The organism is Ralstonia mojiangensis (assembly GCF_023955645.1).
Taxonomy (GTDB): Bacteria; Pseudomonadota; Gammaproteobacteria; order Burkholderiales; family Burkholderiaceae; genus Ralstonia; species Ralstonia mojiangensis.
Map to the genome: position 1 here is coordinate 768,652 of NZ_JAMXHU010000004.1, position 19,333 is coordinate 787,984.

General features: G+C 64.8%; 16 protein-coding genes. 11 read left to right on the plus strand and 5 right to left on the minus strand.

What is annotated here, in order from left to right; all coding sequences use genetic code 11:
* Window positions 1-200: 200 nt before the first annotated feature.
* The 5 genes from NG898_RS20115 to NG898_RS20135 all read left to right on the plus strand — a co-directional run bounded on the left by NG898_RS20115 (window position 201) and on the right by NG898_RS20135 (window position 6,346).
* Complete coding sequence (locus NG898_RS20115) at window positions 201-1,199, plus strand: quinone oxidoreductase family protein (RefSeq protein ID WP_252694072.1); 999 nt, start codon at window positions 201-203, stop codon at window positions 1,197-1,199.
* Window positions 1,200-1,326: 127 nt separating this feature from the next.
* Entirely contained in the window at window positions 1,327-1,644 is a 318-nt protein-coding gene (locus NG898_RS20120; protein WP_252694073.1) for a YciI family protein, read from the plus strand.
* A 52-nt stretch (window positions 1,645-1,696) separates the two neighbouring features.
* The gene (locus NG898_RS20125) at window positions 1,697-3,100 is read left to right on the plus strand and encodes a ClcB-like voltage-gated chloride channel protein (protein ID WP_252694074.1); all 1,404 of its coding nucleotides are present in this window, start codon (window positions 1,697-1,699) and stop codon (window positions 3,098-3,100) included.
* A 282-nt stretch (window positions 3,101-3,382) separates the two neighbouring features.
* On the plus strand, window positions 3,383-5,611 hold the full coding sequence (locus NG898_RS20130) for a TonB-dependent receptor (protein WP_252694075.1): 2,229 nt from the start codon (window positions 3,383-3,385) through the stop codon (window positions 5,609-5,611).
* Between the two features lie 48 nt (window positions 5,612-5,659).
* On the plus strand, window positions 5,660-6,346 hold the full coding sequence (locus NG898_RS20135; RefSeq protein WP_027679602.1) for a Fe2+-dependent dioxygenase: 687 nt from the start codon (window positions 5,660-5,662) through the stop codon (window positions 6,344-6,346).
* A gap of 35 nt (window positions 6,347-6,381) precedes the next feature.
* Here NG898_RS20135 and NG898_RS20140 read toward each other — a convergent pair whose 3' ends face one another.
* From NG898_RS20140 to NG898_RS20150, 3 genes are all read right to left on the minus strand, one after another.
* Window positions 6,382-6,528, minus strand: a complete 147-nt coding sequence (locus tag NG898_RS20140; RefSeq protein ID WP_252694076.1) for a hypothetical protein — start codon at window positions 6,526-6,528, stop codon at window positions 6,382-6,384.
* A gap of 124 nt (window positions 6,529-6,652) precedes the next feature.
* Complete coding sequence (locus NG898_RS20145; protein WP_252694077.1) at window positions 6,653-9,181, minus strand: PEP/pyruvate-binding domain-containing protein; 2,529 nt, start codon at window positions 9,179-9,181, stop codon at window positions 6,653-6,655.
* A complete protein-coding gene (locus NG898_RS20150; RefSeq protein ID WP_252694078.1) occupies window positions 9,181-9,810 on the minus strand; it encodes a TetR/AcrR family transcriptional regulator in 630 nt (209 codons plus the stop codon). Before NG898_RS20150 ends, NG898_RS20145 begins: the two co-directional genes overlap by 1 nt.
* Before the next feature lie 119 nt (window positions 9,811-9,929).
* On the opposite strand from NG898_RS20150, the gene pip reads away from it, so the two are divergent.
* The 5 genes from pip (at window position 9,930) to cysC (ending at window position 14,578) form a co-directional block, all read left to right on the plus strand.
* A complete protein-coding gene (pip, locus tag NG898_RS20155) occupies window positions 9,930-10,883 on the plus strand; it encodes a prolyl aminopeptidase (RefSeq protein ID WP_252694079.1) in 954 nt (317 codons plus the stop codon).
* 3 nt (window positions 10,884-10,886) lie between these two features.
* A complete protein-coding gene (locus tag NG898_RS20160) occupies window positions 10,887-11,792 on the plus strand; it encodes a LysR family transcriptional regulator (RefSeq protein WP_252694080.1) in 906 nt (301 codons plus the stop codon).
* 94 nt (window positions 11,793-11,886) lie between these two features.
* Complete coding sequence (locus NG898_RS20165) at window positions 11,887-12,555, plus strand: HAD-IA family hydrolase (RefSeq protein ID WP_252694174.1); 669 nt, start codon at window positions 11,887-11,889, stop codon at window positions 12,553-12,555.
* Window positions 12,556-12,565: 10 nt separating this feature from the next.
* Window positions 12,566-13,714, plus strand: a complete 1,149-nt coding sequence (locus NG898_RS20170; protein WP_252694081.1) for a DSD1 family PLP-dependent enzyme — start codon at window positions 12,566-12,568, stop codon at window positions 13,712-13,714.
* A gap of 324 nt (window positions 13,715-14,038) precedes the next feature.
* Window positions 14,039-14,578 carry an adenylyl-sulfate kinase gene (gene cysC, locus NG898_RS20175; RefSeq protein WP_252694082.1) on the plus strand — a complete coding sequence of 180 codons (540 nt, stop codon included), beginning with the start codon at window positions 14,039-14,041 and terminating at the stop codon, window positions 14,576-14,578.
* 174 nt (window positions 14,579-14,752) lie between these two features.
* On the opposite strand, the gene NG898_RS20180 is transcribed toward cysC, so the two are convergent.
* Together NG898_RS20180 and NG898_RS20185 are read right to left on the minus strand one after the other, a co-directional pair.
* On the minus strand, window positions 14,753-16,684 hold the full coding sequence (locus NG898_RS20180; RefSeq protein WP_252694083.1) for a sensor histidine kinase: 1,932 nt from the start codon (window positions 16,682-16,684) through the stop codon (window positions 14,753-14,755).
* A 128-nt stretch (window positions 16,685-16,812) separates the two neighbouring features.
* Window positions 16,813-17,520, minus strand: coding sequence for a response regulator transcription factor (locus NG898_RS20185; protein ID WP_092970788.1), 708 nt, complete (start codon window positions 17,518-17,520; stop codon window positions 16,813-16,815).
* 416 nt (window positions 17,521-17,936) lie between these two features.
* Between NG898_RS20185 and NG898_RS20190 the strand changes: the two genes are divergently transcribed.
* Window positions 17,937-19,307 carry a nucleotide sugar dehydrogenase gene (locus tag NG898_RS20190; RefSeq protein WP_252694084.1) on the plus strand — a complete coding sequence of 457 codons (1,371 nt, stop codon included), beginning with the start codon at window positions 17,937-17,939 and terminating at the stop codon, window positions 19,305-19,307.
* Window positions 19,308-19,333 lie beyond the last annotated feature (26 nt).

Here is a 19,333-nt window from a genome sequence, read left to right on the forward strand (position 1 = left end):
AGGAAGGTTCGGCCGCTGCCGCACGCGCCAGGGCACGCACATTTTTTGGTCGACCTGGGCTTTTTTGCACAGAAGCTGATCGGTTTTTGTGAATTCCCGGGTGATTCTGAACGGATTACGCTTGTTTCACAACGTGACGAACGCAGTACCCGTCATTCAAAAAACTGAAAAGCGTACCCATTTCTGCGAGGACTTTTGCCATGCACGCCAAGTTGATCCAACTCCGAGAACCCGGACCAGCATTGGGTTTGCGGCCCGCCAGCCTGATGTTGCCGCCGCCCGCGCCGAACGCGTTGACGGTGCGCCACACCGCCGTCGGCGTGAACTTTGTCGACGTGTATCACCGTGCCGGGTTGTATCCGGTGCCGGCATTCCCGGCGGTGCTCGGCGTGGAGGGTGTCGGCGTGGTGGAGGCATTGGGTACGGATGTGCGCGGCTTTGTGGTTGGCCAGCGCGTGGCCTGGGCCGGCCTGGTGGATGGCGCGCCCGGTGGGTACACCAGCCATCGCAACATTCCGGCCGAGCGCGCGATTGCCTTGCCCGATGCGCTGGATGACGAAACCGTGGCGGCCACGTTGGTCCGCGGCATCACCGCGCACATGCTGCTGACGCGGGTACGGCAGGTGCGCGCCGGCGATACGCTGCTGGTGCATGCAGCGGCCGGTGGCCTGGGCGCGTTGCTGGTGCAGTGGGCCAAACGTCAGGGGGCGCGCGTGATCGGCACGGTGGGCAGCGAAGCGAAGGCCGCCGTCGCCATCGGCCACGGCGCGGACCACGCCGTGCTGTATCGCCAGCAGGACGTGCGCGAGGCCGTGCTGCAGCTCACCGGCGGAGAAGGCGTCGACTACGTGGTCGACGGCATTGGCGGCGCCATGCTGCAGACGTCGTTGGCAGTGACGCGGCCGTTCGGCATGGTGGCCAGCATCGGTCAGGCGAGCGATGTGGGCAACGCTCAAACGAGCGCCGTCGATCTTGCCGCGCTTGGACCGTCGCGCTCGATTGCGCTGGCACGGCCAGGCGTATTCCGCTACATGGCCGATCTGTCGAACTACCGGACGGGAGCGCAGGCGGCATTGCAGCGCATGCTCGACGGCGTGCGCGTGCCGGTGGGCGGCACCTATGCGCTGGAAGATGCGGCTGCTGCCCACACCGCGCTCGAAGCCGGACAGACCTCGGGCGCACTGCTCTTGCGCCCTTGAGAACCCTGCGCGCCGAAGGGTTTCCGTGCAAAGCGTACCCATTTCTGCGGGACACTCAGCGTCGTTGCTTCACGCTGCCGGGTCTCGCGTTTCGAAGGTTTTACCTCACCCAACAAGGAGCCATCGCATGCTGTACCTGATTCTTTTCAACTACACCGCACCGCTCGAAGCACTCGATCGTGTGCTGCCTGCGCACCGCGCGCATCTGGACGCCCACTATGCGAGCGGCCACTTTCTGATGTCAGGACCGTTCTTCCCGCGGGAGGGCGGTGGCATCCTGGCGCGTGCCGAATCGCGCGAAGAGATCGACGCCATCGTTGCGCGCGACCCTTTCGTGATCGAAAACCTCGTAGAGGCGCGCGTCATTGCCTGGGGCCCGAATCGTCGCAGCGCAGATACACCGCAGGCGTGGTTGCCAGACGCCGTGGTCGCAACAGTGACTTAAAACGGGCGCGGCGCCGCCGCTATCATGTCGATCTGTCCTTGCGCGAATCGACATGACCGACACGCCGCCGCCTCAACCTGATGTGCCCCACCAGCCATGGTGGCGCCGCGCGATTGCCCGGCTGCCGTTCGGTCGCGAGCATCTGGTGTTTGTGATTGCTGGAGTGATCGGCTGCGCGGGCGCCCTCTCGACGATCCTGTTTCGCGAGTGCCTGCGTCATCTGCAATGGTGGCTCTCGGGTACGGACCAGGGCCTGGTGGCCACGGCGCGCGCGTTGCCGTGGTGGGCGCGACTGCTGGTGCCGACGGTGGGCGGACTGCTGGCAGGCATCACCTTGCAGGTGGGCCTGAAGTGGATCCCCCGAAAGGGCTCGGAAGACTATATGGAAGCCATTGCCGTGGGCGATGGCGTGCTCAGCGCGCGGCAGAGCTTGGTACGCAGTGCGTCGTCGTTGTGCTCGGTGGCCAGTGGCGCTTCGATCGGGCGCGAAGGGCCGATGGTGCAATTGGCGGCAATGTGCGGCTCGCTTGTCGGCCGCGTGTTGCGGCGCTGGACGCCCGTGCCGGTCGAGCAATTGCGTCTACTGGTCGCGTGCGGTGCGGCCGCAGGCATCACCTCCGCTTATAACGCGCCTATCTCGGGCGCCGTGTTCGTCTGCGAAATCGTGTTTGGCGTCATCACCACGGCAACGCTCGGGCCGCTGCTGGTGGCGGCTGTGACAGCTGACATCGTGGTGCGCCAGTTCTTCGGGTACGGGGCGGTCTACGAGATGCCGCACTTCGATTTCGTTTCCGGCTGGGAAGTGTTGACGTATCTGGGCCTCGGTCTGGCCGCGGGGATGGTGGGCCCGCTGCTGCTCGGTTTGATCGACCGCGCGCGCGATGCGTTTGCACGTACCAAGCTGCCGCTCACGCTGCGATTGGCCGCAGGTGGGTTGATTGTCGGTGCGCTGTCCACGGGCGTGCCCGAGGTCTGGGGTAACGGCTACAGCGTGGTCAATGGCTTCCTGCATGAGCCGTGGCTGTGGCAGACGGTGGCGCTGGTGCTGATCTGCAAAGTGGTGGCGACGGCGTCGAGCGCGGGCTCGGGCGCGGTGGGTGGTGTGTTCACCCCCACGCTGTTCTGTGGTGCTGCGCTGGGTTTGCTGTACGGCACGGGCATGCACGCGCTGCTGCCGGATGCGGCGCCGGTGCCGGTCAGCTACGCGGTGGTCGGCATGGGCGCGCTGCTGGCGGCCACCACGCATGCGCCGCTCATGTCGATCCTGATGATCTTCGAGATGACGCTGTCGTATCAGGTGGTGCTGCCGCTCATGTTGGCGTGCATTACCGGCTACGTGACGGCACATGCGGCGGGCGCGCCGTCGGTATATGCGCGTGCGCTGGCGCGCAATCGTCAGGATGCCGGCGACGACGCGCGGCACCTTCCATCGCCATCGGACAGCACGCAGAAATAGGTACGCTTTGCCGGCTCCAGAGTGTCACGTAGAAATATTTGGTGGTGACCAGCTTGCCTTGTCAGCTAAATAGAAGGAAAAGCGATCTATAGATCGCCTTAAAGTGTGCGTTCTGGGGAACTTTCAAGAAATACTGCGACAATTTGTTGCTGTTGCGAATCGTTATCATTTATATTTGCGTCCGCAATTCGTAGTGCACTCTCGTGCACGGCGGCACGGGCGCAGGAGGGCGTTCCGTAGCGGCTGGCACCCATAGAAGAGTGCCGCCGGAGAAACCACGCAATGAACCGCCGCACGCCCGTTGCCAGCGCCCTGTTGGCCCTGTTTGCCACCCCAACCGTCGCACTTGCCCAGCAGGCCACGCTTGCACAGGCACCCGCTACCGCCACGTTGCCGGAAGCCGTTGTGAAGGGCGCCGCCCCGCGCGACGACTACAACGCCGCCAAAAGCTCCATCTCGAAGCTGCCCGAGAACCTGCGCGATGTGCCGCAATCGGTGACGGTCGTGCCCAAGGCGCTGACCGACGCGCAAGGCGGCAGCTCGCTGGCCGATGCGTTGCGCAACGTGCCGGGCATCACCATCGGTGCGGCCGAAGGCGGGCAGATCGGCAACAACATCAACCTGAACGGTTTCTCTGCGCGTACCGATATCTACCTCGACGGCTTCCGGGATCGCGGCCAGTACTACCGCGACTTGTTCGCTCTCGATTCGGTGGAAGTGCTGATGGGCCCGTCGTCGATGCTGTTCGGCCGCGGTTCGACGGGCGGCGTCATCAACCAGGTGACGAAGAAGCCGAAGCTGAAGGCCGCCACGGAAATCACCGGTTCGGTCACGACCAACGGCTTGGTGCGCGCGACCGCCGACGTCAACACACCGACGTCCGACACCTCTGCCTTCCGCATCGCCGCGATGGCGCAGAACGGCAAGACCAGTACGCGCGACGAGATGACCGCGCAGGATTTCGGCATTGCGCCGTCGTGGCGCTTCGGCATCGGCACACCCACGGAGGTGACGCTGTCCGCGCTGCTGCAGCACAACCGCGACATGCCCGACTATGGCGTGCCGAACCTCAACGGCCACCCGGTCAACGTAAGCCCCAAGACGTACTACGGCTACACCGATGACCGCACCACGCAGGACGTGGCGTCGTTCTCGGCCAATATCGATCACAAGTTCTCGCCCAACCTGCGCCTGCGCAATCAGACGCAGTTCAATTACGTGCAGACGGACGCGCGCGAGACAGCGCCAAACGCGGTGGGTACGGTCAATTCGTCGGGCGTGTTCACGGCACTGACCAACAGCAACTTGCCGCTCTCGGCGCTGTCGGTGCGTTTGCAAAGCCATGACCGCCGCATCCGTGACTATTCGCTGTTCAACCAGACCGAGCTGACGGCCAAGTTCGATACGGGTTCGGTCAAGCACACGCTGCTGGTCGGCACCGAGTTCGGCCACGACGGCTACGACAACCAGAACTATTACCGCAACGGCTCGTGCAACGGCACTCCGCTGGCGCAGTCGAGCATGACGAGCGGTTTTGTCTCGTGCGAGCCGCTGGTCAGCCCCAACTACACCACATCGCCGGCCAGCACACCGTCGAGCCTGGGCAACCTGCAGGGCGGTTCGGCCAACACGGTGGCGGCGTACTTCAACGATTCGATTGAATTCACCAAGCAATGGAAGGCAGTCGCCGGCCTGCGCTATGACCGCTACGTGGCGAGCATTTCGAACTCGCTGAATTCGGCGAACACGCCGGCGTCGGCCAAGATCACTGCGCTGCCGTACGCGCAGCAGACCGTGAACTTTGTCAGCACGCGCCTGGGCGGCATCTGGCAGCCGACGGACTGGCAGTCGTACTACGTGTCGTATGGCACGTCGTTCAACCCGTCATTGGAGCAACTCGTAGGCACCACGGGCCAGCAGGGTTTGGACCCGGAGAAGAACAAGTCGTATGAGGCCGGCGGCAAGTGGGATTTGCTCAACGGCGATCTGTCGGTCAGCTCGGCGCTGTTCCAGATCACCAAGGACAACGCCCGCACACAGATCGACAGCACGACGTACACGTCGGCGGGCAAGATCCGCGTGCGCGGTGCGCGCCTGGGTGCCACGGGTCACGTGACCGACAAGCTGCAGATTTTCGCGGGCTATACGTACCTGGACGCGCAGATCGTCAACGGCATCGCCGCGGGCACGCAGGGCATGACGCCGGCCAACACGCCCAAGCACGCCGCGACGGTGTGGACGAGCTACGCCTTCCTGCCGAACTGGGAAGTGGGCGCAGGTGCGTTCTACATGTCGCAGCGCTACGCCAACAACACCGACACGGTGCAGGTGGGCGGCTTCGTGCGCTGGGATGCGATGCTGGCCTACCACCAGCCGAAATACGACGTCCGTCTGAACCTGTTCAACGTGTTCAACAAGACGTATTACGATGCGCTGATTCCTTCCGATGGCGGTCGCGCCGTGCCGGGCACCGGCCGTGCGGCGATGCTGTCGGTGGTGTATCGGATGTAATGGCTGGGGGATGGGCCCTCGGCTGCATCCCCGTTTCCTTCCAGCGCCATGCTTGTTTGCATTCCCAACGTCTTCAACGCTGCGCAGGTGGCTGCGCTACGCGATCTGCTCGACAACGCGGGCGATGCCTGGGTGGATGGCCGCGTGTCGGCCGGATATTCGGGGGCGCCGGTCAAGGTCAACCAGCAGATCGACGAGGGCGCGGAAGTGGCCCTGCAGTGCCAGCAGCTCATCCTGAGCGTGCTGGAGCGGCACCCGCGCTTCATCAGCGCGGCGCTGCCGAACGTGGTGTACCCGCCGATGTTCAACCGCTACGGCGAGGGCATGACCTTCGGCGCGCATGTCGATGGCAGCGTGCGTATCCATCCGCACAACGGCACAAAGCTGCGTACCGACATCTCGGCCACGCTGTTTCTGTCAGACCCCGCCAGCTACGACGGCGGCGAACTGCAGATTGAAGACACCTATGGCATGCACAGCGTCAAGCTCAATGCCGGTGACCTGGTGATCTACCCGGCAACGAGCCTGCATCAGGTGACGCCCATCACGCGCGGGGTGCGCGTAGCGAGCTTCTTCTGGATCCAGAGCCTCATTCGCGATGACGCGCAACGCGCCATGCTGTTCGACCTGGACAACGCCATCCAGACGCTCAACCAGACCGACGCGGATGCCACCGCGCGCCGCACGCTCATCGGCGTGTATCACAACCTGATGCGGCAGTGGAGCGAGACCTGATCTGAGTCCGCAGAGCCCCAGGGGGAAGGTTCGGCTTAGTGGCCCGAACGGCGATACAGCTCGGCCATCATGCCGCAGCTTTCCACGTGCAGCGCGACGGCGCGGCTGGCTTCACGGCGCACGATTTGCCAGAAACGGGCGAGGCGCGAGGCGGGGGCGGCTTTGAGAGCGACGGTGTTCATGGCGATTCCTTCTGAGAACTGATTTAGGGATAACCCTAGTGGGGAATACCCGAATGTTAGTCCGAATATTGCGGCGCAGCAAAGCTGCATTCGCCAGTGTCGCCTCGTCACCACATATGGGTGCCTAACCCGCCACTCTGCTGACCGTGCCGGCATTGCCGTCCACACAGATCGTCTCGCCGTCTTTCAACTGGGCCCGGATGCCGGGGAGGTTCACCACGGCCGGAATCCCGAACTCCCGCGCCACGATGGCACCGTGCGACAGGTATCCACCGGTTTCCATGACGAGCCCGCCGGCCTTCAGAAACAGCGGCGTCCAGGCGGGGTCGGTGCTGGGGGCGACGAGGATATCGCCAGCCTGCAGCGCCGTGCCGGCAACAGCGTGATCGACCAGCCTTGCTCGGCCCTGTGCCGAGCCTGCGCCCACGGCAGTGCCGCTCCAGGTATCTCCGGTGAGGGCGATGGGCGTGGTGGAAGCGACCGGCGCTTCGCCATGCTCGGTGACGATGTCCGGCGCTTGCAAGACGGCCCACTCACCCTGTTGCCGGCGGCGTTCACGCGCCCGCTGGGCGGCGAAGCGCAGCGGTAACGCGCCGGTGGCCGCGGCCACGCATTCGTCCAGCGTCAGGTTGAAGATGTCTTCGTGCGCATCGAGTCCTTCCTCGCCGACAAGCCTGTCTGCCAGCTTCAGCAGGCCGATGCGTAGCGCTTCCAGATACGCCACCAGCGCGCTGCGTGCGGCTTCACGCTGGTTGCTGTCGCGCACGGCACCCTTGAGCATCCCTCGCACGATTGGACGCAGCCAGAACGGTAGGCGCGCCCACGCACGCTCAGACGCCGCCAGCTGCCGTTGCCGCACGGCGCGCGCGTCGCTGCCAATCAGCCCGACGATGAGGTCGAGCACATAGTCGGGCTGCTCGCGCCAGCGCGGGCGGCGGAAGTAGCTCTCTTCAATGGCGCGATGGCCGTAGCGCTCCAGAAACGTACTGAAGTGCGGGCGGAACGGGCTGTGTGCCGGCAGTTGCTGCGCCCATTGCGTGCCGATGCGGTTGTCGGCGCGAAGCCAGGTGAGGGCTTCGGCGTCGGCGGTGGCGGTTTGCGCCAGGGCCATCAGGTCGTAGCTTTGCTGCGCGGTAACGCTGGGTTCTGCGCCTGCCATGAGCGCGGCGGCCATCGCGTGGCCCTCGCCGGGGCACTGTTTTTCGATCACGTCGACCAGGCCCGAAACGGAGCCGCCCGCCGAGCCCTGGAGGAAGAACAGGCCATCTGCGCTGCGCGCGATGTTGAAGCGTTCTCGCAGGCAGGTGGCCAACTCCGCTGTTGCTTCCGGCCACGCGTCTTCACGCCATTGCGCGGCTTGCTTGCGGGCGCGGTTCAGATCGCTCTGTGCATGGCGGCGCGCGGCGCCGGCGCTGCACAAATAACGTACGAGCCGCGCGCCGCGCGCCAGCCGCTGCGGCCATGTGGCGCGCGGCAGCGCAATCTCAGGCTGCGTGCCGCCCAGCATGCGATTGATGGCCTCCGGCGCAATGCCGAATGCGTCAAATGCCTCCCACTGCATCAACGAGACATCGAGGTACACATGGCCGCCAAACAGCCTGGCACGCTCCAGCCCCGGCAACAGCGCGTAGCCTGCCAGCGAGTACGCCAGCGTCAGCATGCGGTTGGCCGCGTGGCCGTAGAGCACCCAGTCGATGGGCGACAGCGGCGCGGGAAACACCTCGCGCGTGTTGCCCCGCGTCCAGAACGTCGGCTGGGTTTGCAGGGCGGCGTAGGTCTGGCGGCCGGCCGTGGTGATCGGGCGAGCCTGCACGATCCAAAAGCGCTGCCCGTCCCAGACCCATTCGATGTCATAGCGCGGCTGCGCAAAGTTCAGTGCGCGTGCCGCGTCGCGCGCCACCGTGGCAAGGGAGACGAGCTGCGCGTCGTCCAGCACGGCGCGGCGGGCGTCTTCTGTCGCGGTGTCGGCGAGTGTGGTGCCGCCTTCGGCCAGCGCGCGCGTCATGTGGCGCTTGGTGCCGATCCGGCGTTCGATCACGCGCAGCGTGTCGTCTTGCGGCGGTACTTCCAGCCGGTCGACGTCGCCATCGGCGTGGCCGCCCACCAGCGCTTCGCCCAAGCCCCAGTGCGCGTTGATGACGATGTGGTCGTCGCGGCCCGTCAGCGGGTCACCCGTGAACGCGATGCCTGCGGCCACCGCCGGCAGCATCGGCATGATGACCACGGCCATCGCCAGGTCGGCAGTGTCGATGCCAAAGCGTTCCCGGTATGCCAACGCTTGCGGTGCGTGCGCCGAGTCCCACACGGCGCGCACCGCGTCCGCCAGCGCCTGCACGCCAATCACGTTCAGGCGCGTCTCGTGAATGCCCGCGAACGAGCGTTGCGCGGAATCTTCCTGCGGCGCGGAGGAGCGCACAGCCAGCGGCGCGTTCTGCCAGCCGCGCGCGGCCAGCGCCTGCGCGATGGCAGCCAGCACCGTATCGGGCACTGCATCGCCGTGATTCCGCCTGAGGCTGGCATCTGCGGCCAGCACGAAACCATCGGGCACCGGCACGCCGAGTCTCGCCATGCGGCCAAGCTGCCAGCCCTTGCCGCCCGCCACTGCGGCACCAGCCTGCGCCGCAGCTGGCCAATCGAGCACGAGCGGATTCATCACGCCTCCTTGCGGGCCATGCCGTGCAGGAACAGGTCGATGACGGCGGAGAAACCCGCGTGCAGGTCTGTTTCGGGACGTGCCAGCCAGCGCATGAGCGCGCCGAGGTACAAGTACTCGAACAGCCCTGCCAGCTGCTCGGCATCGAATCGGGTGTCGAGCTCGCCCGAGCGCTGCGCAGCGTCGATGAGCGCCATGAACACCGCTTCGAGCCCGCTGCGCTTGTCGCTGTCGCGGTTGCGGGCGGCCAAGTCAGCGCTGGCAAAACGGTAGCGGAAATACGCGGCCAGATAGGGCCGGCGCACATCGCACCAATCGGCCGAGGCCGAAAGCAGCACCGCCAGGCGCGAGGCGAAATCCGGCTGTGCCTCGATCTGCGCACGCAATTGGGCGCCGCCAGCCGCCAGCTCGGCGTGGAACTGGTGCGCCAGCAGGGCTTCCTTGACTGGAAAGTGGTTGTACAGCGTGCCTTTGGACACATCGGCCTGCGCGGCAATCTGCTCCATCGTCACGGCGTCGTAACCGTGCTGCTCGAACAGGGAAAACGCCGTGGCCGCCAGGTGGTCCAGCGTCTGGGTGCGCTTGCGTTCGCGGCGGCCGGCTTCAATGGGGATCGGACTGGACGACATTGGCGGCTCGCACTTTTTAAACGATGCGCAATTTTATGCGTCGTTCAAAAATATGTGCAAGCGAGAACCCCTCTGTAGAATCAGCCCATTCTTCCGGCAACCTTTCGACAGGACCGACCATGACTGCACTGCGTACCCTGTATCCGCCAATCGAGCCCTATGAAACCGGCATGCTCGACGTGGGCGATGGCCACACGATCTACTACGAGCGCGTTGGTACGCCCGGTGCCAAGCCGGCGGTGTTCCTGCACGGCGGGCCGGGCGGCGGTGTTTCGGCAGATCACCGTCGCGTGTTCGATCCGGCACGCTACGACGTGATGCTGTTCGACCAGCGCGGCTGCGGGCGCTCCACGCCGCACGCAGGCCTGGAGGCCAACACCACGTGGCATCTCGTGGCCGATATCGAACGCCTGCGCGCGATTGCCGGGGCTGAGCGCTGGCTTGTTTTCGGCGGCTCATGGGGTTCGACGTTGGCGCTCGCTTACGCGCAGAAGTATCCGCAGCATGTGAGCGAACTCGTGCTGCGGGGTATCTACACCGTCACGCAGGCCGAGCTGCGCTGGTACTACCAGTACGGCGTGTCGGAGATGTTCCCCGAGAAATGGGCACGCTTTCAGGCACCCATTCCGGAGGGCGACCGCGGCGACATGATTGCGGCCTATCGCAAAGTGCTCACCGGCAACGACACCGCCAAGCAGATCGAAGCCGCCCGCGCCTGGAGCGTATGGGAAGGCGAGACCATCACGCTGCTGCCCGACCCGAGCAACAGCGCCAAGCACGCCGACGACCATTTCGCGCTGGCTTTCGCGCGGCTGGAGAATCACTACTTCACGCATCAGTGCTGGCTGGAAGAGGGCCAGTTACTGCGCGAGGCACATAAGCTGGCGGGCATTCCGGGCGTGATCGTGCATGGCCGCTACGACATGCCGTGCCCCGCGCGCTATGCGTATGCGTTGCATCAGGCGTGGCCGGATTCGGACTTCCACCTGATCGAAGGTGCCGGCCATGCGTGGTCCGAACCGGGCATCCTCGATCAACTGCTGGCCGCAACGGACCGCTTTGCCGGCAAGTAACCCATGACGGATTCGGCCGACCTGCGCTTCCTGCTCGCCATCCAGGACAACGGCAGCCTGGTGGCGACGGCGCGGGCGCTCGACCTGACGCCATCCGCCGTGTCGCAGCGCTTGCAGCAGCTGGAGAAGAAGCTGGGCACACGGCTGGTCGATCGCACGGCGCGCAGCCTGCGCTTTACGCAAGAGGGCGCGCTGCTGTGCGAGCGTGGAGCAGAGCTGATCCGCCAGCTCGATGCACTATCGGAGGATTTGCACACGCGCCGGGGCGGCTTGGTGGGCACGCTCAAGGTGAATGCGCCGCTGGGGTTTGGGCGACGCTACGTGGCGCCCGTCATTGCAGATTTTCAGCAGCAGCATCCCGACGTCGACATCGAACTGGCGCTGTCCGATGCGCCGCTGGTCGAAGCCGCGGACCGCTTTGATGTGGTCGTGCACATCGGCGCACTGCAGGTGTCGAACCTTGTCGGCCATGCGATTGCGCCGAATGCACGCTTTGTCTGCGCTTCCCCCGCGTTGGTGAAGCGCTTCGGCTTGCCGGAAACGCCCGATGACCTGGCCGCGATGCCCTGCATCGTGCTGCGCGAGAACAAGGAAGACGTGTCGCTCTGGCACTTCAGCAAAGGCCGCACGAGCCGCAGCGTGCGCGTGCCCAGGCAGCTCATCTGCAACGACGGCGATGTCATTCGACAGTGGGCATGCGAAGGGCGTGGCGTGATCCTGCGCTCCGAATGGGATGTCGCCGACGACCTGCGCGCAGGTCGCCTCGTGCGATTGCTGCCCGGCTGGAAGGCGCCGGACGCCAACGTGATCGCGCTCACGCACAACCGCGCGGGGTTGCCGCAACGTACGCGTCACTTCATGCAGGCGCTGCAAAGCCGCTTCAAGCCGCAGCCACCCTGGCGCGCTTGATGTAGCAATACTGAATCTTTGATTCAAGCCGACTTCACCGAAAGCCGGCGTGCGGTACCTACAATCGGTGGCATCGATTTCTACCGATTTGCAGGTGACAAGCGTGAATGCTTCTACGGTTTCTCCCGACGCCGCCTATCCCAAGGCCATCCTGTTCGATCTGCTGACAGCGCTGCTCGATTCGTGGTCGCTGTGGAACGATGCCGCTGGCTCTGAACAGGCAGGCCGCACGTGGCGCGCAGAGTATCTGCGGCTGACGTACGGCTGCGGCACGTATGTTCCTTATGAAACGATGGTTCGGCAGGCTGCGCAGAACGTCGGCTTGCTGGCCTCCGCCCCTGAAGCGCTGGAAGCCAACTGGTTGCACCTGGCACCTTGGAGCGGCGCTGCGCAAGCGCTGGCCCAGTTGCAGCCGCACTGCAAGCTGGCCGTTGTCACCAACTGCTCGGAACGACTGGGCCGGCAAGCCGCCGCGCTGTTGCCTGTTCCCTGGGATGTCGTTGTCACGGCCGAGCAGGCTGGCGTGTACAAGCCCGATCCGAAGCCCTATCGCATGGCGCTTGAACAACTTGGCGTGGATGCGGCTGACGCGGCATTTGTTGCGGGCTCCAGCTACGACATGTTCGGCACGGCGGCCGTCGGTCTGCGCACGTACTGGCACAACCGCATCGGCCTGGCGCCGGTGGAGGGCGCCCAGTTGCCTGAGATCACCTCGCCCACGCTCGAAGATCTGCTGCCCTGGGCCCGCCGTTTTGCCGCATGAGGATGCAACCATGACCCCTGAGACGCACACCCTGGAAACCGTCGACACGCCCGCGGCGTTGATCGACCTGCCGCGCATGCAACACAACGTCGCCCGCATGCAGCACCGCATGAACGCGCTGGGCGTGAAATTCCGCCCGCATGTGAAGACCACCAAGTGCCTCGACGTGGTGCGCGCACAGTTGGCGGCCGGCGCACAAGGCATCACCGTATCGACGTTGAAGGAGGCCGAGGCCTTCTTTGCCGCCGGTATCAAGGACATCCTGTACGCGGTGGGCATTGTCGCCACCAAGCTGCCGCGCGCGATGGCGCTGCGCAAGCGGGGCTGCGATCTGAAGCTCGTGGTCGACAACGCCGAGGCGGCCCACGCGGTGGTCGACTACGCCCGCGCACACGGCGAGCGCTGCGAAGTGTGGATCGAAGTCGATACCGATGGGCACCGCTCCGGCATCACACCCGAGCAGGATGCGCTGCTGGAGGTCGGCCGCATCCTGAAAGATGGCGGCATCGACGTGGGCGGTGTGATGACGCACGCCGGCTCCAGCTACGACCTGAACGACCGCGCCGCGCTGGCGGCATTGGCCGAGCAGGAGCGCGCCGGTTGCGTGCGCGCCGCGCAGCGCCTGCGTGATGCTGGCATGCCGTGCTCGGCCGTGAGCATTGGCTCCACGCCGACCGCGTTGGCCACCGAACACCTCGAAGGCGTGACGGAGGTGCGCGCGGGGGTCTACGTGTTCTTCGATCTGGTCATGCACAACGTGGGCGTATGCGCGATGGACGAGATCGCGCTGAGCGTGCTGACCACCGTGATTGGCCATCAGCCCGACAAAGGCTGGGTGATTGTCGACGCCGGATGGATGGCGATGAGCCGTGACCGCGGCACCGCCAAGCAGTCGCATGACTTCGGCTATGGGCAACCGTGCGCGCTGGACGGCACGCCGCTCGACGGGCTCATGCTGATTGGCGCAAACCAGGAGCACGGCATTCTGGCGGCCAGCGATGGCTCGGTACGCGACGATTTGGCGGCGCGATTTCCGGTCGGCACGAAGCTGCGTGTACTGCCCAACCATGCGTGCGCGACGGGTGCCCAATTTCCGGAATACCAAGCGGTGCCGTCGCGGGGCACGGTGCAGACGTGGGCGCGGTTCCACGGCTGGTGAGCCACACATCCGGCATGACGAAAAGCAAAAGGCCCGCAGCGTGTTCCTGCGGGCCTTTTGCTTGAATCCAATCTACCGAATGCTTCTTGCGCGGCTGAGGACGCTCAAGCCCGAGCCGCGCTTGATGGTTCCGATATGGCCGGGGAGCGAATCGGAACCAGTGCCAACAGCGACAAGGTGTCGGGATTGTAAACACGCTGCCCCGTAGCGCGCTGTAGCACATTTGTTCTACAGAGCCGCACTGCACTGCCTTCGTATACTCGGACGCAACAGGCAGTTGAATCTGTCGCAGCAGCGCGAGGCGCCAGCGGCCGACCACATGACATGCAACCCTCACCTTCCACACTCTGGTTGACCGGGCTGAGCGCGGCCGGTAAGACCACCTTGGCGCTGGCCGTGGCGGAGGCGCTGACGGCGCGCGGCTTGCCGTGCCGGGTGCTCGATGGCAGCGCCTTGCGTCAACAGCTCTGCGCCGATCTGGGTTTCTCCCGGACAGATCGCAGCGAAAACGCGCGACGAGTGGCGCAGTGGTGCGCACAGATGAACAACACCGGCACCTGGGCCATTGCTGCCCTGATCTCGCCGTACCGTGAAGACAGGGAGCGCGCTCGACAGATCGTGGGCGCATCACGCTTCTTTGAGGTGCATGTCGCGACACCGCTGTCCGTTTGTGAGGCGCGTGACCCGAAGGGCTTGTATCGCAAGGCGAGAGCCGGAACGATCGCCAACCTCACCGGTATCGACGATCCTTACGAGCCGCCGTTACATCCCCGGTTGACGCTGGATACCGGCGTGCAACCGACCGAAGACTGTGTTGCACAGGCGTTGGCATTATTTGGGATGCAGGAAGCCGTTGCGGCTTGATGTGGGGCCATGTAGCGCATTTGTTCCACAGACGAATCCAGCCCGCGTCGCTATGCTGCGACGGTTCCAAAAAAAAAAAAAAGAAAAGAGCACAGGTCAAAACGGGGGAGAGCTGCGGCGCGCACTGCATAGCGGGAACAGCAGTGCGCGCCAGCCAGCCATGGTGTCGGCACTTTACGCGCTGCGCTCAAGCGGCAGCCAAAGCGTGAAGCGTGTCCCTTCTGGCCCCGACGCCCAATCGACCGCCCCATCCAACGCCTGCGCGCGGCGCTGCTGATTGCGCAGGCCATGCCCCTTGCCGTCGCGCAGGGCACTTTCCACGTCGAACCCCTGGCCGTTGTCTTCGATGACGACGCGCACGCCGTCCGGGTCTGCTGCGGTACCCACGCGGATCTCGCTGGCGCGCGTGTGGTGCAGGATGTTCGCAATGCACTCCTGCACGATGCGCAGGATATGCAGCGCGCTGGATGGATCGAGCCATGGCAGCGTCGGCAGTTTTTGCACCTCCCACAACAGGGCGATGCCCGTGCCATCCAGGCGCGGTTCCAGGCGAAAGCGCAGCGTGGCGAGCAACAGCAACAAGTCCGCCTCGACCGGTTCCATCGAATCGATGGTCAGCTTCAGATCGTCCAGGCAGCCTTTCAGGATGAGCGAGATATCCACCTCGCTCACGGCACCACGCTCCACCGAGCGGATCGCACTGATGAGCGACGCACCAAGCCCGTCATGCATGTCTTGCATCAGGCGCTGGCGTTCCGTGCTGATGGCGCGCTGCCGTTCGGCCTCGCGCAATTTCTGGTGGCTGAGTTCAAGTTCGGCCTCGCGCGCTTTCAGGCGCTGTGCAAGGTTGGCGTTGGCCTGTTCGACTTCGTCGATGGCGTTGACGTAGCGCCGGTACATCAGCGTGCCGAAAATGCCGAACGTGATGGCGTTGGTGTACGCGCCGAAGTACCAGCCTTCCGGGCTGCTGAAATTGTTCTGCAGCAGCCAGTCGGTCACGCCAAGCAAGGTGCAGATGCCAACACCAATGGCCACCATCACGCCCTCGTTGGAGCGGCGCCAGGCGTTGGCCACGCCGGCCACGCCAACGGCGGCGCCCATGAGCGCGGCAATCGGGTAGATCAACGGCGTGACCTTGGGCGTATTGGGCAGCACGGCCAGCATCGGCAGCGTCAGCACGCCAATCGCGACAGTCACCATGACCAGCGTGCGCGTGAACCCCACGAGCGGTCGCCCATGCAGTTGGCGCAGGAAAAAGTGCACCACCAGCACGAGCCACAGCAGCGAATTGACCGTCAGCCAGGCAAACCAATCGTTGGCCACCGGCTGCGCCACATAGAAATGCAGCCCTCGCAGGAACGAGGTGACGGCCAGGTTGAAGAACAGCAGATAGGCGGTTTCGTGGCCGCGCCGGAACCACACAAACAACGCAAAGATGCCGATGGCGAGGAACGCTGCACTCAACACGGCGGGCAATTCCTGCTGCAGCCACTGGCGGATGTTGTAGCGGCCCTTCAACGCGTCGATCGGGCCCAGCCACAGCGACGAGACGGCCACCTGCGTGCCCTGGGTGTGTTCCAGACGCAGCAGAATCTCACGCACGGGCACGTCGTCGCCCGGCTCGTCCAGCGCGACCCACAGCGGCGTACGCGTGCTGTTCCACAGCGGCCCGCGTTCCTGCGCCCGATGCACCAGCCGGCCGTTGACGTACACCGCGATCGTGCCGTCGGTCTTGATGCGCACGCCGTACAGCGCCAGCGGCCCCGATTGCACGGGCGACGCGGGTACGGCGATCCTGAGCCACGTCGTATGTACGGCACGGGACTGCGCCTTCGAGCCGGCCTGGCGCAGCAGCGCAATCGGGGGCGCATATGGCAGTGCGGCGTGCTGCCAGACGTTGGGTAGCGATGCGCTGTCGAACGTTGACGGCGGTGCCTGGAAGCCTGACCCATCCGTCGTCTGCCAATCGGCCTGCATCAGGTGCAGACTGTCGGCCGACGAAGGCTCGCTGCCAGCTTCTGCGTAGAACATGCCAACAATCACCAGCAACGCCAGTGAAAAGACAAACATCGCTTTGGCAAAGAGGGGCGCAGGACGGGTGCTCATGCAACGCGCGTGGGGCAACGCTCGAAGAAGTGGACGGGCCAATATGACATGCGTTTCGACGCTGCTTGAGAACCCCCGCTCACGAGGGGCAACACCACGCGCTGGCCCCTCCGCCCCGGGGCGATGCGCTACTCGGACAGCAGTCCGAGATTCCTCGCTTCATAGATGGCTTCCGCCTTGGAGGTCACCTTCAGCTTGCTATAGATGCGCCGCACGAAGCTTCGCACCGTGAAGTGCGATAGCTCCATCAGCTTGGCGATTTCCTGCGTCGTGAAGCCCTTGGTGATGTAGTCCAGGACTTCCTTCTCACGCGCCGACAGCAGCGGTGCTGGCGAATTGGGTGCGGCCGGTTCAGGTTCTGAGCGCGTGGCGGTGCCGGCTGAACCTTGCTGGAAGCGCGCCAGAATCTGCCGCGCGATGATCGGGCTGATCGGGCTGCCGCCGCTTGCCAGGCTGCGGATTTCTTCGGCCATCCGGGCCGGCGAGCTGTCTTTGAGCAGATAGCCCGCGGCGCCCGCCTCGATCGAGCGCATGACGTGCGTCTCGTCACCAAAGTTAGTGCTGACCATGATGCTGCAGCTCGGCCACAACTGAGCCGCCGCGCGAATCACGTCAATGCCGGAACCATCGGGCAGGCCGAGGTCGACCAGCAGCACATCAGCGGGCGGACCTTGCAGCAGGGCCAGGCCGTCGGCGCGCGACATGGCGATGCCGGCCACCCGCATGTCAGGCGCGGCCTGCACGGCGCGGCTGAGCGCGTCGCTAAAGCCGGGGTCGTCCTCGACGATGGCGACGTGGATGGGTTGCGGCTCGGAGCCGGTACGGACGGATTGCATGATGGACCGATTGTACGAGGGCCGGGCGACCGACCGTGTAGCGCATTTGCGCTACAGATGCGCGTTCGTGCTTGTGTCTGTGCACGCTGGCACGAGGCACCACATTATGCAAATTTTGTGATTCTCACTGCCATACGCATGATGGGGATGTGCGCACGTTACGTAACGCGAAACGTTTTTGAGCGCTTTAAGAGGCGCTTTCCATTAATGGTTCCGACACTTTGTGTCGACCGCATCGCCTTGTACGGCAACGTTTTCATCTGATTTAGGTGATGTTGCAACCGCGCATGGCACGCACTTTGCAGAAATGACCCCATAAAAATGGTCACCAGCCGCCGCCGGAACTGCGTCTGAGTGAGCCATCACAACGGACCGGCCCACGGGTAGCCGGTCTGGTTCAACGAGGGGAGTGGGCGATGTCACTGGGTGGCAAGTCGACGTTTGCAGAAAATCTATTCATCAAGCCAGCGCCGCGTTGGCCGGATCCGGTCGCGCCGGCAGTCGAGCCGGCCACAGTCAAGATTGCGGTGGTGGGTCTCGGCTATGTGGGTGCGCCGCTGGCCGTGGCGTTCTCGAAGCACTTTGCCGTGTCCGGCCTCGACATTGACGCCACGCGCGTCGCAGAACTGGGCGAAGGCCGTGATCGCACCAACGAACTGACCAGCAACGAGCTCCTTGAATCGGGCGCGCGCTTCACGACGGACGCCACTGTGCTCGCTCAGGCCGACGTGATTGTCGTGACGGTGCCCACGCCTGTGGACCAGGCCCGCGTGCCCGATTTGAACCCGGTCATGCAGGCGTCCGTCTCGGTGGGCAAGAACATGAAGCGCGGTGCGGTCGTGGTGTACGAAAGCACCGTCTACCCCGGCGTGACCGAAGAGATCTGCATTCCGCTGCTGGAGCGCCACAGCGGCCTGAAGCATCTGAAGGATTTCCACGTCGGCTATTCGCCCGAGCGCATCAACCCGGGCGACCGCGTACACACGCTCACCACGATGACCAAGATCGTGGCCGGCGACACACCCGAAACCCTCCAGGCGCTGGTGAGCCTGTACGGCGCCGTTACGCAGGTACATCCCGCCAAGAGCATCAAGGTGGCCGAGGCGGCCAAGGTGCTTGAGAACACGCAGCGCGACGTGAACATCGCGCTCATGAACGAGGTGTCGCAACTGCTGGCTGCACTCGGCGTGGATACGCACGACGTGCTGGCCGCCGCGCGCAGCAAGTGGAATTTCCTGGATTTCCGCCCGGGGCTGGTGGGCGGGCACTGCATCTCGGTCGATCCGTATTACCTCGCGCACAAGGCGGCGTCGTGTGGCTTCAACGCGAGCCTGATCCTCGCCGCGCGTGAAACAAACGACAGCATGTCGCAGTTCGTGGTCGACCAGCTCATGCGCCGCATGACGCAGTGCCATCTGCTCGGGCCGCACACGCTCGTCACCATCCTGGGCACCACGTTCAAGGAAGACGTGCCGGACATCCGCAACTCTAAGGTGGCCGACATCGTGAAGAAGCTTGGCGCGCTGGGCATCCGCACACAGGTGATTGACCCGTTTGCGGACAGCAACGAAGTGGCGCACGAGTACGGCTTCCGCCTCACGAAGCTGGCCGATGCCAAGCCCGCCGACGCCATCGTGCTGGCCGTGCCGCACTCGGAGTACCGCGAGGGCGGCTGGGCACTGGTGGAGTCGCTCGCCAGACCGGGCTCGCCATTCGTGGTGAGCGATCTCAAGGCGGTGCTGGATCGGGATACCTGCCCGGACCGGGCTGTGCTTTGGCGGCCTTGAGTTCCGCGCAGGCCTGATCCTCGCCG